The sequence below is a fragment of the Halanaerobium sp. ST460_2HS_T2 genome, from assembly GCF_003337665.1.
Taxonomy (GTDB): Bacteria; Bacillota; Halanaerobiia; order Halanaerobiales; family Halanaerobiaceae; genus Halanaerobium; species Halanaerobium kushneri.
Window position 1 is genome coordinate 1 of the sequence record NZ_QPJF01000014.1, and the last position, 15,115, is coordinate 15,115.

Sequence of the window (15,115 nt, forward strand, 5' to 3'; positions counted from 1 at the left end):
ACAAAAAACGTCGATCACAAAAGAATTTAAGGCTTTCTTTACCCTTGTGACAGTACGGATAGTTTTTGCTATTTTAAAAAATGGGGAAAGTCTTTTTAATAATATTAATTTTCAGCTTGAAGAAGGAGAAAGTCTTGCCATAATCGGTCCTTCCGGTTGTGGTAAGACAACTCTTCTTTATCTTCTCGCCGGGTTGGAACAGGCTGATCAGGGAGAGATTAAAATTAAATCAAAATTGATTAGTGGTATTAGAGAAAATACCGGAGTAATTTTACAGGATTACGGTCTCTTTCCCTGGAAAACAGTTTACCATAATCTGGCTTTAGGTCTTAAAATAAGAGGCTGTGCTAAAAAACAAATAGAGAAGAAAGTTAATCTGGCTCTAAAAAGGTTAAAAATATCTGAATTCAAGAATAAATATCCGGCTGAATTAAGTGGAGGTCAAAAACAGCGGGTTGCTGTTGGGAGATCCTTAGTTCTGGCTCCTGATTTATTATTAATGGATGAACCATTTTCAGCTTTAGATGCTTTAACCAGAGAAGAAATGCAGAATTTAATTTTAGAAATTCACAGCAGAGATAATTTTTCTTTTGTACTGGTTACTCATGATATTGCGGAAGCGGCTTTTTTAGGCCACAAAATTGCAGTAATCCGGGAAGGACAAATAGTTAATATTTTATCAAATCCACACTTTGGCCAGAAAAATTTACGGGAAAAAGAAGAATTCTTTGAACTGCAAAAAAAACTAAGAAAACAAATGACTTTAGAATATGGAGGAGAGAATCAGCATGAAAAAAGAGAAGTATAATAGTTTTTATGCCCTACTTTTAATTATTGGGATCTGGTATATATTATATTTCACGGTTGATTCCTCAATTATTACTTCTCCAGGGGCAGTAATTAGAGTGTTTTTGATGAATTTCAGCAGCGAAATTCTTCCCCACCTTTTAATGAGTTTTTATCGGATTTTTGTTGCAGTAGCTATTTCTCTTTTTTTAGGGGTCGGTATCGGACTTTTAACAGGAATGCATAAAAAAATAGATAAATTTCTATCCCCTTTGATTTATTTGCTCTATCCAATTCCTAAAATTGCTTTTTTGCCAGTTTTTATGCTTTTATTTGGTCTTGGTGATCGTTCAAAAATAATACTGCTGATTGTAATAGTGATTTTTCAGATTATAGTAACTACCAGAGACGGAGTAAGAGGTATTGATAGTAATTATTTTGCATCTGCTCGTTCACTGGGAATGGATAGAATTGATATCTATCGTCATTTAGTTTTCCCTGCTGTTTTACCGGGGATATTAACTGCCTTAAGAATTACTATTGGAACCAGTATTGCTGTTTTATTTTTTGCAGAAAATTTTGCTGTTAAATATGGAATAGGCTATTATATAATGAACAGCTGGTCTATGGTTAACTATTTAAAGATGTATAGTGGAATTATTGCAGTCAGTTTGCTCGGCTATTTTTTATTTAAGGGAATTGACTGGCTGGAGAATAAGTACTGCAGTTGGCAGAAGATTTCAGATAAATTTTAAGCCGGTGAAATTTTAAAATAAAAAAATTATTATTTTAAACAATTCGATTGAGTTCAATTAATTACAAAATTGTAAGCAATAATACAGAAATATAGCTGGTAAGATGTTAATTTATAATTAGTAAATAAAAATCAATATCAAAAAAGGGGGAAATATTTATGAAAAATGTAGGTCAGACTGATAAATGGATTAGAATTATTGTTGGAATTTTGCTCTTGGCAATGTTTTTCGTTGTAGAAGGTAATGTTCGTTATTTTGGACTTTTGGGCTTTATCCCTCTCTTTACAGGGCTTTCAGGAAAATGTTTATTGTATAAACTTTTTGGTATCAATACCAGAGAGAATAAATAGTTATCAATTATCCCTTTTAGTAAAAGGGATAATTTATATAAATTTTTTTAAGAATAATTCAGAGTAAATAACTCGGATATATAAATCTATAAATTCAATAGAATTGATAGTTTAAACAGGAGGTTTTATTAATGACTAAATTATTAATCACATATTACAGTTCTTATGGTCACATGTTTGAAATGGCTAAAGCAGCCAGAAATGCTGCAGAAGAGAATGAAGATTATGAAGTTAAATTGAGAAAAATCCCTGAACTGGAAGCTGCCAGAGAGGCAATGTCTGGTCAGGATGCTTACCAGGTTGCTCAGGAAGCTCAGTCAGATGTAGAGGAAGTAACTTTAGCTGACCTTGATTGGGCTGATGGGATTGTCTGGGGTATTCCAACTCGTTTTGGTAATATGCCAGCCCAGGTAAAACAGTTTATTGATACAGCTGGTGGTTTATGGGCTGAAGGAAAACTTGAAGACAAAGCTACAGGTATCATGAGTAGTTCTAACACACTCCATGGTGGACAGGAAAGCACTATTTTATCTTCAATGCTGCCATTGCTCCACTTTGGTATGATTTTTGTGGGCTCTACTTACGGGCAGAATCCAGAATTAAGTAAAGATAATATGCATGGAGGTTCTCCCTATGGTCCATCTACAGTAGCAGGTAGTGATGGTAGTAAAGTGCCAACAGAAGATGATCTAAATGTTGCAGGCAGACTGGCTAAGAGAGTAGCTAGAGTTGCTGCAGGAATTAAATCGACTCAATAATTAGTTTGGCGGCTGTAAAATTAATTTTAACTGGTTAATTTAAGTTAATGAAATAGATTTCCAATATATATTCTCAAAAAGTCCTGGCTCTAAAAGCCAGGCTTTTTACATAAAAATCACAAAATTAAATGGAGGTTTTATAGATGGCAAAAGATATTTATCAGGCAGTAAAAGAAAGAAGAAGTTACTATAATATAGATGATCAAAAGATAGTCTCAGAGGAAAAGATAGAAGAAGTAGTTAAACATGCAGTAAAATATACTCCTACCTCTTTTAATTCTCAGACAGGTCGAGTGATTCTTCTTTTTAATGATCAGCATAATAAATTCTGGAATATAGTAGAATCAAATTTGAGACCTGTGGTACCAGAGTCAGAATTTGATTCAACAAAAGATAAAATAGATGGTTTTCGAAGCGGTTTTGGCACAGTTTTATTTTATGAAGATATGGAAATAGTAGAGGATTTACAGCAGCGTTTTCCTCTCTACAGTGATAATTTTCCCCGGTGGTCTGAGCATTCAACAGGAATGCTTCAGTATAATATTTGGACTATGCTGGAAGCTGAAGGACTGGGAGCTTCTCTACAGCATTATACTGAGTTGATAGAAGAGGATGTTAAGGCTGAATGGGATGTAGCAGAAGAATGGCGATTTGTAGCTCAGATGCCATTTGGAAATCCGGTCGAAGAGCCGGATGAAAAAGATTATGAACCTTTAGCAGAAAGAATAGAAGTTTATAAATAGAAGACTTTAATTAAAATGAATAGGATAGGATTATTTATATCGGCAGCAGAACGGGCAAATTTGTTACCCGGCTGCAGCCGATTTTTTTCTTATAACGAAATCAATTTCGGATAATCTTCGACAAAATATCAAAAACTCTTTAAAAGGCTGTAATTTTAAGCAAATTAATGATAAAATAAAAAGTAGAGAAAATAGGGGAAATATAGTAATCAAAATAAAGGATTGATTTGAATGCTGACAATTAAAGATATTGCCAAAAAAGCAGGGGTTTCAGTTGCTACTGTTTCTAAGGTTATGAATGGTTACGATGATATTGGGGAAGTAACCAAGGCAAAGGTTTTACGAATAATTAAGGAAAATAATTATCGTCCAAATGCAAATGCCCAATCTTTAAGAACAAATAAGTCGTTTTTAGTTGGACTTTTTTTTAAAGATCATCAGGACAGTGGTGTAAAACATCCTTTCTTTAGAGGTATTATCTCAGGACTTGAAGAAAGACTGCTGGAAAATAATTATGATATGATTCTCTTTTCTGCTAACTGGGAAGACCAGTTTAGTTATTTAGAAAAGTGTGAGTTTCGCAATGTTGATGGTGCTATTCTAATGGGGATGCCTAAAGATGATCCAAAACTGTCTGAATTATTAAATGCTAAAATACCTTCAGTATTTATTGACCTTGATATTTCGGATGAAAAAGCTTCTTATATAATTTCTGATAATGAAGAGGGAGCCCGGAAAGCAGTAAGACATCTGGCAGAGCTTGGACATACTAAAATAGCTGTTATTGAAGGTGAGGAAATAACAGTACCAACTCAAAAACGTTTAATAGGTTATAAAGCTGAAATGAAAGCTCAAAATCTAGAAGTTAAAGATAACTGGATAATTCAGGGTAAGTTTAGTGTTGATGGTGGTTATCAGGCAATGGAAGAAGTTTTAAAGCTGAATAACCGTCCTACTGCTATTTTTTGTATGGGTGATGAAATTGCAGTGGGAGCTATGAAAGCCATTGAGGAAGCAGGACTTAATGTTCCCGATGATTTTTCCATTGTCGGTTTTGATGATATTGAAATCAGCCAGTATTTAAATCCAGCTCTAACCACAGTCAGACAGAAAAAAGAGGAAATGGGAATTGAGGCTGCTGATATGGTATTAGAGCTAATTAATAACCAGCAAGAAAAGATAGAGGCTGAAATTATTGATACTGAGTTGATAGTGAGGGATTCAACCAAAAAGTTGGAAAAGCAAGAATAAATCTTTAGTATCAAAAGACTTTAATTCGTAAGATTTTATTGTTTATTAAGAGTATAATTATTTAACAGCCTTCTTTAGTTGAAGGCTGTTTTTCTTTTTAAATTGTTAAAAGTAGTATATAATTTAATTAATAAGATTTAAAGTAATTGTTTATAAAAGTATATTTAGGCTAATGTTAACTTAAATAAGGAAATCAAAATTTTATTTCAATCAACGAGGAGATGGAAAATGAACAGACTAAAAGGAATTTCACCTGCTTTAATGACACCATTTAAGGAAAATGGAGAAATTGATTTTGAATTTTTAATTGATCACCTTGATTTTTTAATCAAAAGTGGAGTTGATTCTCTCTATATCTTAGGAACAGCAGCAGAAGTGTTCTTAATGGATCTGGATGAGAGAAAAGCTGTGGCTGAAGCTGTTGTTAAAAATGTTTCTGATAAGATTCCAGTTTTTATGCATGTAGGGGATCTAAAAATGGAAAATGCCTATCAGATGATTGACTTCGCTAAAAATTTAAATATTGCTGGATTGGGGGCAGTAACACCTTATTATTATCATTTTTCGCAGCAGCAGATGATTAAATATTATCAGAAGCTGGCCCAGAAGGCAGCACCAGAACTAAATCTTTACTTATATAATCTTCCGTCTTATACTACTAATGATCTGCTGCCGGCAGCAGTCGCTGAGCTCTCAGAGATAAAAAATATTATTGGAATCAAAAATAGTATGGGAGATATAGAAAGACTTTATCAGCTGATTGATCAAAGCAGTGAAGATTTTGAGATTGTGATGGGTAACGATTTGCTTGCTTATCCAGCTTTTCTCTACGGAGCAAAGGCAGTAGTTTCTGGTCATTCTAATGTTTTTCCAGAAATTTTTGTAAAGCTTTATCAATCTCTACAGCAGGGAGATTTAGAGACAGCAAGAAAGATGCAGGAGGCTACTACAGTAATTGGAAGTGTTTTAAAAGGAGGTAGTAATTTAGCCTATTATAAAAAGGCGCTTGAGTTTAGAGGGTTTAAAGCAACTTACAGTAGAGAACCTATTGGAAAAATTGGCTCTTCTGAAGTGAAAAAATTAAAAACCAGTATAGAGGAAATAGAAGAAAAATATTTATAATTAATAAAATCCAGAGGAGGATTCAGATGAGACTTGAGTACTCAAAACTATATGATAAATTTTTAGAGATTCTTTTAAACAGAGGTTTTGCTGAAGTAAAGGCTAAAAAAGCAGCTAAAAACTTTGCTGACAGCAGTCTTGATGGTTTTCAATCACATGGAGTAAATAGATTTCCTAGATTTATAGAGATGATAGATCAGGGTTATATAGATATTGAAGCCGAAGCAGAATTAGTTGATCGAAATGGTAATATAGAAATTTACGATGGTCATCTCGGCCCTGGTAATTTAAATGCTCAACTGGTGATGGAAAAGGCAATAAAAAAAGCCAAAAAAGAAGGGATTGCTGTGATGGCTTTGAGAAACACAAATCACTGGATGCGTGGGGGTGCTTTTGGCTGGCAGGCGGCGGAAGCCGGTTGTGCTGCAATTTGCTTTACCAATACTCTTCCTAATTTACCACCCTGGGGAGCAAAAGAATGTAAAATTGGAAATAATCCACTGGTAATGGCAATTCCTCGTCAGGAAAAGCACATAGTTCTGGATATGGCGGTTTCTCAGTATGCATACGGAAAATTAGAACAGTATGCAATGGATGACAGAGAACTTCCCTATCCGGGAGGCTATAATAAAAATGGTGAGTTAACTACTAATCCCAAAGAAATACTGGAGGCAGTAAGGCCGATTCCTACAGGTTACTGGAAGGGATCCGGACTTTCAATAATGCTTGATTTATTTGCTTCTTTATTATCAAATGGTTTAGATACATTTTTGATTGGGCAAAAGGAAAGAGAATATGCACTTTCTCAGCTCTTTTTGGTCTTTGATATGGAAGGGAAAATTGAAGAAGAAAGAATCGAAGAAACAATAGATTCTATTCATTCAGCCGAAAGAGTTGATCCTGAAGCAAGACCGACCTATCCTGGGGAAAGAACATATTTGAGAAGACAGGAGAACAGAGAAAAAGGAATTCCAGTTAATGAGGAAGTCTGGGAAAAAATTAAGAGTTTATAATTAAAATAAAAAAGCTCAGAAACCTAAAGTAAAAGTTGACTGAGCTTTTTTTAATTCTTGTATCCAGCAATATAAGGCTAAAAATCATTGAAATATTACTCTGCTTTCAATATGATTAGAACAACAATAAAAAAACGGCTAGATGAGTAAAGTTAAGCTGAGATGAGAGGAGCTAAAAAAATGCTGGATCAAATGGTAGAAAAGTATGAGGATTTAATCTTAAATAAAATATTTAAAGGTGAAGTTGATGAACTGAAGTGAATTTTGCTCTAAAAGCAGGAAGACCCTCTCCTAAATAGAATAATAATTAATGTAAGTTAATTTTAAAAAATAAGTAACTTAGAAATGGATAAACTCATTACTAAGTGAGAAAGAAGCTATTTAAATTGGAGAGGGTTTTTATGGATAGAGCTAATACTGGTTTACATGAACGTTTAAAAAAGACTAAAGCAATAGCAGAACTGGGTCAGGGAATGGATACAGGGACACTAAACGAATATTCACACCAAATTGCCCTTTACCTGCTGCTTAAGGTTTTTAAACGCGAGATAAATAACAATGATCAGCGAAGCCGCAGTGATTTGATCCAGCTGACCGCTGACATTTTAAAGGAAATGCAGCTTAGAATAAATATGGAAGAAGTCGAAAGACTGGTGGATGGGGTTCTTTACTCAGGGGATCCCAAACAGCAGTCATATTTTCATGTCAAAATTTACGATGAAACTTCAGCTGAGTTTAAAGATTTTAAATACCGCTATTTAATTCCTGACCGGGAAGCTTCAAACTGGCAGGAAGGTGGTAGTACTGTCTACAGGCTCTCAGAAATTTCACAGGAGATTATTTTTATCACTCGAGAGATCTTGCAGGAATTTGGTTTTGATTTAGAACAGTTCTATACCCTGCAGTTAATCAAAAACGGCAACTTTAAGGAGGCAAAGGGCAGTGTCAGCAATTTAATTGCCAGGGTTCGCAATCTGATTAAAAAGGAAAAGGACTGGCGGGAAGATATTTTGCGCAATCCTGGATTGATTTTTTCTGCCTATAAGGAGAGGCGGCGAAGAACTGAGGCTGAAGTTAGAGAACAGTTTAAAGAAGAGAAAAAAGTTTTCAGTGACATCTTTGTCTGGCGAGATAGACTGGATACTTTTGAAGATGCTAATCAAAAAGAAGGAGAACTCTTATTTGAAGAACTTGAGCGGGCCCGAGCTCTTCATGACTATCTGGCAGAACTGACAGTTTCTAATTTATCCTTAGAACTGCAGCTGAGACGGGAAAATCCTGATATTTTCTGGCAGACCTCACGTTTGAGTTTTAAGAAGGATTTTTGGCAGAATACAGTGCTTAAATCAGGGCTGCCAAAGATTGAAGACCTGGAAACAATGCTTAATCCCATATTTTCACCGGAGCAGGACTTCATTTTTCCTCTGGATTGGGCCTGGTCAGAACAGCAGCTCTATAGTTATCTTGAAGAAAGTGAAGGAGAGGTTGAGGTAATGGAGATTGAATCAGCTCCAGAACGGGAAATTGACTGGGAACTGGCTGTTGAACTCTGGCGGGATATTTTTCTTGAACTAAAAGAAAAGGGAGAATTTGAACTTACAGAACTTAATCAGCTTAGTATATCTCAAAAAGAAAAATGGCTCAGCCAGCAGCTTAATTTGGAGCTGTTTATGATGTTTATTATTACCGATATTAGATTAAAAAATGTAGAAGAATATCCGGGGCTGGATGAACGGCTGCTTTTATTCAATAAGCTGCTTAAAGCTGAACCGGAACTGGCTGACCTGGAAGCTAGAAAAGTTTCGGCAAGGCTTACAGGCAGCAGCCAAAAAGTAAACCTGCTCGATCAATTTATTATTTCACCCTATAAAATTTATCTGGAGGAAGATTAAAATGGCCTTTAATCAGGAAGAACTAGAAAATGGTTCAGCATTATTTTTCAAACTTTTAGAAGAACAGATTATTTCAGTTTCTGATCCCCTGGCAGAAAAGTACAGGACAAACAGTGAGGTACATAATATAGTTAATACAATGGCAGCAGAAGCCGGACTGAGAGTTTTTTCCACAGCTAAAAATGTGCATCTGGTTTCAAAGGCCAGAGGTTCGAGTTTTGCCAACTCCTATACCCAGATGAAGCAGAAAAAGGAGTATTCGGGTTTGAAACGTAAGCGCTACTTTTATCTGGCCAATATAATTATTTCAATTTTTTTAGCAGAGGTTGATAAGGAAAGTCATGTCCGGATTCGCTGGGAAGAAGAAGGGATTTCCTATCATCGACTTTCTGATCTGGTGACCTCAACTTTAGAGAGCTGGCTGGAACGCAAAAAGGAAGAGGATAGTTTTACTCAGAACTGGTCAATTGCAGTAGAGGAGGTAGCTGAGCTCTGGCTGACAGAATTTAGTGAATACAGACTTAATAAAGAGGAAAAAGTAGATGTGACAAGGACTAAAGGTAATCGACTTTCCTTTATTAACACAGCACTTAAACCATTGACTGAACAGGGTCTGATTATTGATCAGAGTGATGAATTAAAGCTGATTCCTAAAGCCGAGTTATATGAACGTTTAGATGAGCTTTACCACAGCCAGAAACGTTACAATAAGTTTATGGATTTAATTTTAGAAAGCAGAAACGAGCTAGAGGAGGAAGATGAGCATGCCCAGACTGAACAAAATTAGAATTACAGGAAATAAATATGATGGTTTTCAGAAACAGCACCGCAACTCAATCTTTGACCTGGAATCTGATCACAGCCTCTTTACTCTGCAAAATGGGAGTGGTAAAGGAGTAATGCTGCAGCTGATTTTTCAGCTGTTGATTCCTGGAACAGCCTGGGGAAAACGGAATGGGAATAAGCTTGAGGGAATGTTTTATGATCGTTATCAATCATTTCAGCCCTATACCTTCCATGTTGGATTGGAATGGAGCCTTGATGGAGCTGATGATAAAAAACTTTTGACTGGAATCTGTGTATCTGCACACAAGCAGCAGAGCACTAATGATGAGGAGGGAAAGGTAGGGCTAAAATACTTTCTCTATACCCATCAGTATCAGGGTATGAGCCGTTTTAGTTTAACAAATCTTCCCCTTTATACTAAAAGCAGTGATCAGGTGCTGGAATATGAGCGGATGGAGGAATTTATCGATCAAAATAGGGCTGATTTTATTAAGTATTCAAAAACTGCAGTTGAGCCGCTTAATTCCGAATATTATCAGTATTTAAGCAGCCACGGTATTTACCGCTCTGAGTGGGATATTATGAAAAACATCAACCGCAGTGAGGGAGGCCTGGAAAAATATTTTTCGCAGGCTAAGGATAATAAGGCACTTTTTGATCAGCTAATTATTCCTGCAGTCAGCGAGAGTATTAGTTACTATAATGAACGGGAGAAAAATTCGCTGCTTAATATTTTTGTAGATAATGTAAAGATTGCCCATAATCTACCTGAGCTATTATCCCGGCGTGAAGATCTAAAAACTCTCTCTCAGATGGTTGATCCTCTTTTAAATAATGCTGAACAGGGTCTCAGGCTTAAAGAAACTAAAGCTATGATTAGAGAGCGGGGAAATAATTATCTGCGCGGAATTGCAGATAGAAAAACTTTTTTAGAAAATGAGTTTCGTCGCAGTCAGCGTGATAAAGAGAAGACTGAGAATAGGATCAGAGAGCTTAATTTTGAGGCGGAAAATTTAAAATATGTTAAAAAATTGCGGTCTTTTGATCAACTTAAGGCAGAACAGGAAAAGGATGAGAAAAAACATCAGCAGTTAAAAGAGCAGCTTGAACAGTTGAAAGCAGAAAAACTACAGCTTCAGCTGAATAAAAAGTATTTAGAACTGAAAGATCTGGAAGCAGCAGCTGCTGCCAGCAGAGAAAAAATTAATTCGCTAAAAGAAAGATCGGACTTTAAAGATCTGGAAGCAGAGATTAAAAAAATAAAGGAGCAGACAGCAGCAGAGATAGAAAATTTAAATGCTAAAATCAAGCAGTCAGCTGCTGGTTATTATTCTTATCAGAAATATCTAAAACAGGAACTTAAAAAACTAGAAAATAAAGAAAAAAATATGGAGCAGAAAATTAGAGATGAGCAGCAGATAAAGCTTCAATATGAACATCAAGCGAAAAATTTAGAAGCGGAAAAAGAGAAGTTGGCTCAGTTTTTTAATCCGCTTGAGCTGGAAACTCCAGAGTATCTTTTGCAGAATCTGAAAAAAAATATAGAAAAATTAAATTCTAAATTGGAAAGTCTAGAAGAAGATTTAAAGCTGCAGCAGCTAAAGAAAGAGAATCTGCAGGAAGAAAAGCAGCAGACTGCAGTTGAGGCTGCCTCAAAAAAGATTGTAACTGATAATTTAAGTAAAAAATTAAAAAAGCAGCAGCAGGCAGAGGAACAGCTTTTTGCTCAGCTGTTAAAAAGTCTAAATCTTGATAAATTTGAAGAATTCTACAGCAAACAGTGGCTGCAGCAGCAGAAAAATGAACTATTGAAATTAATTAGTGAGAAAAAGGAAAGCCTGCAGGAACTGAATGCAGATAAGTTTGAGCTTCAGCTTGATTTAAACTTAAATGACAGAGAATACTGGGTGGCCAGTTTGGAGCAGAAAAGGCTCTATCAGCAGATTAAAGAGCTGGATATTAGAGTCTATTACGGCAGTCAATTTTTATTTGAACTGGTTGATGATCGCGAAAAATATTTAAAGGACTATCCTCAGCTCCCTTATGGACTGGTGGTAGTATATGAGTCAGATTGGGAAAAGATTAAAGCAAATATTACTCTAAACGAAATTTCTCACTATGCAGTTCCGATCTTTATTAATCATCAGCTGGATGGCGGAGATTCTGAGCTGCCCTTTAAACTGCTGACTGGCAAAGAAAAGAATTTTACTGAAGATAAAAATAATTTTGAACGCTGGTTCAGCGGCCTTAAAAATAAAGAAGCTGAGATCAGAGAAACTATTTCTATTTTGGAGAGAAAACTTAAAAATCTAAATCAGCTTAATTATCAGGCAGAAACTATGCTGACAGAAGATTCAGCAGCTGAAATAAAAACTGAGCTTGAAAAAGAAGAATCGGAACTGCAAAGCCTGCAGACAGAAATTAAAAAGTATGAGCAGAAAATTATAAATTCTGAAGAAAAAATTAGCCGCTTAAATAAGAAATATCAGAATCAAGAAAAAGAGCTTAAAAAAATAAATGAAAATCAGGAAAAGGTTGAGGCTTATCTGGAGGCCAGAAGAGATTTAGAAAACAAAGAAAATCGTTACCAGGAGGCTTTGAATGAAATTGCTCGTCTGGAGGGGCTGCTCCAAGAAAACAAAGCTGCACAGAAAAGAAATCAGAAAGAGGAAATGCAGCTGGAAAATGATTTTCAGAACTGGTTTCAGGATTATCAGATCTTTGCTGCTAAATTAAATGAAATATTGAGTGAGCAGGAGGCTGAACTTGAGAGTGAGTTTAATCAGGAAGAATTAAATATTTCCCCTCTAAAACAGTATCCTGAATTGTATAAATTTAGTCAGCATAGGTGTTATCAAAATCACGAAAAAATAATTTCACTCCAGAAAAAAGAAGAAGAAAAGGCAGCTGAGCTCAAATATCTGGAAGAAGGGCTGCAGAAACTTTTAACTGATATTAATAGTTCTAAAACAGAATTAAATCAGCTGGCAGCTGACTGGGAAGAGCGTGACTATGATTTCAAAAATCAAAGCCAGCTTAAGACTGCTCTGGAAGAAATTAAAGAACAGCTTAATAAACAGACTCAGCAAGCTCAAACTTTAAAAGAAGTGATCTTAGTTCGCAGGGGCCAGCTGGAGACAAAAGAAAATGAACTGAAAGAAAAGGCTGCTGAGATAAAAGAGCGTTTTCAGCGCTCGGTTCAGAACTGGGAGGAAGTAGAACTAAATATAAAAGAACTGGAAATTAAAAAAGAACTGAGTGAAAATAAGGACTATCTCTCCAAACTGGAAGAAATGATTTTAAATTATCAGGAAAAACTGCAGACCTATAATAATCTCAGCAATAAACTGGAATATTATCAGCTTGAATCAGCAAAGGGGGAACTTAATGCCGGGATTAAAGAAGAACTCAAAGATTCTCCAGCAGCAGTAATTGAAAGCTGGGAAAATGACTATCGAAACATTGAAAATAAGCTTAAAAGTCTGCGCGAAAAGACTGAAGATAATTTTTATAAATTTAAAAACGATGTTAAAGATGTAGTTGAAAATAATACATTAAAAAACAGCATTAATGAAAAACTGCTGCATAATTTTAGGGCCAGTGATTATCAGTACAACTTTGAGATGCTCAATTCATTTAAAGAATATATTAATAATGAATTGAATACAATTGATCGCAATAAGACGGAAGCAGAGGAGGCCAGACAGCAGTGGGCTGAGCGCTCTGCCATTCATGTAATGAGGTTAATAACTTCGATGAAGGAAATGATTAGCAACATGGTCTATCACAATCAGCGGGGTTTTGCCTTTCCTTTAGTCAGACTGCGTCGTGATGATCTGCTGCCTGATGATGAGGAAGAGGTAATTTCAGAACTTAAGGAATATTTTTTAGAGTTGATCAATAAATTTAACAAAGAGGAGATTGATGTTGAGCAGCTCCCTGATTATAAACTTAAAGAATTCTGTGGAGATGCAGCACTTTTCTCCCGAGCTCTGCGCGGCCGCTACCCGGTACTTCAAGTTTATAAAATGACCGAAAAAAATGAGTTTTTACATGCCAGACCCCAGGATTATTTCTATTCTGACTGGGAATCGGTGATTCAGGGTAAAGGTAATGGACCTGAAGGAAGTGGTGGTCAGTCACTTTCTATCAATGCTTTTATGATGATGATGCTTCTAAATTATAAAAAACAGCGCTTTGACAAATCTAATCCCTGGACAGTGCTTTTTCTGGATAATCCTTTTGGTAAAGCGTCAGCAGCCCATGTACTGGATCCGATCTTTAAAATTGCTGACAAACTTAATTTTCAGCTGGTCGCTTTTGCTGCGCCAGAGATTATTAAGACAGAAATAAGTGAGCGCTTCCCGGTCTTCTGGGCCTTAGAGATTGGTGATACTGAGCGCAACCGGGGAGTAGTACAGGGGCAGGTGATCTATGGTGAAAGACGAGCAAAAGTGGATTAAACTTTTTGATAAATTTAAAAAAGATGAGCTTGGAGGCAGGATTCGCTTTTGCTTGATAGATTTAGAAAATTATATTAAATCCAGATTGGGAGGTGTTTCTGCTTATCAGGCAGTTGGTGGTTATAAGAATCTCTATCAGTTTTTAAAAAAGTTGGAAGCTGATCAGAAAATTAGAGTAATAAAAAGTTCAGATTTCAACCAGCGGCAGCCCCGGCTTAAAAAACGGTGGCAGCTCATCAGAGTGCAGAGTTCAGGTTGGACTGATAAGGAGATTTTAAAACTATCCCGCCAGCTTGACCTCAGCTATTATTTAAAAAGATCTGATCAGCAGACAGAAGAGTTAAAGCAAAAGCTTTTTAAGCTGACCAATTTTTTAGCCGGTAAAAATGAGCGGGAATGGGTCAGTAGAGAGGAGCGTTCCCTGGAATTATTTGCTGATGAGAAGTTTTTGAGCCAAGCTGCAGGGAAGAAACTTTTAAGCAACTTGAAATTGAGTCTGGATGACTTAAAGGCACAGCAGTACAATCACCTTTTTGTTTACTGGACATTAGAACCCAATCAGATCAATAATATTTTGATTATGGAAAACCATTCAGCCTTTATTGGCGCCAAAAAAGCTCTGGCTGCAGGATTGAATATTTTTAACCTTGATTTTGATACTGTAATCTATGGTCAGGGTAAGAAAATTATCAGGAGTTTTAGCTTTCTGGAGGAGCTGATTGGTGTAGAAGTGGGTAAAAAGGGAAGAGAACTTGAAAATTCTAAAAAAGTTTTACGTCAGCGTCAGCAGAAAATTGAGGAATTGAATATTTACTATGCCGGTGATCTGGATCCCGAAGGACTGGCAATTTATAAGAGTTTAAATAATAACTATCCTGATTTTGAAATCAAATTACTGGGAGAATATTACCGGCTGCTTTTAGAAAAGAGTGAAAGATTTTATCCTTTTCAGAAGCAGCAGAATAAAAATCAGCAGGTTTTAGTGGAGGTGCTGACTGAACTTGAAGCTGAAGGATATGCTGAGCTTGGATCCGAGCTAAAACGTGCCTGGGAAAATGATCTTCGGCTGCCGCAAGAATTGGTGACAGTAGAAGTTTATAAAAAATATTTTACTTAAACTAACTCTAAATTTATCTGCGGGAGTAGTAGTACGGAGCAGCAAAGAATAAAAAGGATATATATTAAAAAAATTCTGG

At 35.9% G+C, this 15,115-nt stretch carries 12 protein-coding genes; all 12 read left to right on the top strand.

Annotated features, from left to right (window positions below; genetic code table 11):
- On the top strand, positions 1-808 hold an 808-nt coding region (locus tag DFR80_RS07910), incomplete at its 5' end, for an ABC transporter ATP-binding protein (protein ID WP_369862670.1).
- The gene (locus DFR80_RS07915; protein ID WP_076544654.1) at positions 789-1,541 is read left to right on the top strand and encodes an ABC transporter permease; all 753 of its coding nucleotides are present in this window, start codon (positions 789-791) and stop codon (positions 1,539-1,541) included. The genes DFR80_RS07910 and DFR80_RS07915, both read left to right, overlap by 20 nt.
- Positions 1,542-1,699: 158 nt before the next feature.
- Positions 1,700-1,891 carry a DUF2892 domain-containing protein gene (locus DFR80_RS07920; RefSeq protein ID WP_076544655.1) on the top strand — a complete coding sequence of 64 codons (192 nt, stop codon included), beginning with the start codon at positions 1,700-1,702 and terminating at the stop codon, positions 1,889-1,891.
- A 131-nt stretch (positions 1,892-2,022) separates the two neighbouring features.
- Positions 2,023-2,649, top strand: coding sequence for an NAD(P)H:quinone oxidoreductase (gene wrbA, locus DFR80_RS07925; RefSeq protein WP_076544656.1), 627 nt, complete (start codon positions 2,023-2,025; stop codon positions 2,647-2,649).
- A gap of 143 nt (positions 2,650-2,792) precedes the next feature.
- Entirely contained in the window at positions 2,793-3,392 is a 600-nt protein-coding gene (locus tag DFR80_RS07930) for a nitroreductase family protein (RefSeq protein ID WP_076544657.1), read from the top strand.
- Between the two features lie 231 nt (positions 3,393-3,623).
- The gene (locus tag DFR80_RS07935) at positions 3,624-4,643 is read left to right on the top strand and encodes a LacI family DNA-binding transcriptional regulator (protein WP_076544658.1); all 1,020 of its coding nucleotides are present in this window, start codon (positions 3,624-3,626) and stop codon (positions 4,641-4,643) included.
- A gap of 228 nt (positions 4,644-4,871) precedes the next feature.
- Positions 4,872-5,765: a dihydrodipicolinate synthase family protein gene (locus DFR80_RS07940; RefSeq protein WP_114489671.1), complete on the top strand. Its 894-nt coding sequence runs from the start codon at positions 4,872-4,874 to the stop codon at positions 5,763-5,765.
- A 26-nt stretch (positions 5,766-5,791) separates the two neighbouring features.
- Entirely contained in the window at positions 5,792-6,778 is a 987-nt protein-coding gene (gene yiaK / locus DFR80_RS07945) for a 3-dehydro-L-gulonate 2-dehydrogenase (RefSeq protein WP_076544660.1), read from the top strand.
- A 401-nt stretch (positions 6,779-7,179) separates the two neighbouring features.
- The gene (locus DFR80_RS07950) at positions 7,180-8,670 is read left to right on the top strand and encodes a hypothetical protein (protein ID WP_076544661.1); all 1,491 of its coding nucleotides are present in this window, start codon (positions 7,180-7,182) and stop codon (positions 8,668-8,670) included.
- A gap of 1 nt (position 8,671) precedes the next feature.
- Positions 8,672-9,457 carry a DUF6063 family protein gene (locus DFR80_RS07955; RefSeq protein ID WP_076544662.1) on the top strand — a complete coding sequence of 262 codons (786 nt, stop codon included), beginning with the start codon at positions 8,672-8,674 and terminating at the stop codon, positions 9,455-9,457.
- Complete coding sequence (locus DFR80_RS07960) at positions 9,435-13,919, top strand: hypothetical protein (protein ID WP_076544663.1); 4,485 nt, start codon at positions 9,435-9,437, stop codon at positions 13,917-13,919. Before DFR80_RS07955 ends, DFR80_RS07960 begins: the two co-directional genes overlap by 23 nt.
- Entirely contained in the window at positions 13,891-15,036 is a 1,146-nt protein-coding gene (locus tag DFR80_RS07965) for a Wadjet anti-phage system protein JetD domain-containing protein (RefSeq protein ID WP_076544664.1), read from the top strand. Before DFR80_RS07960 ends, DFR80_RS07965 begins: the two co-directional genes overlap by 29 nt.
- Positions 15,037-15,115: the final 79 nt, after the last annotated feature.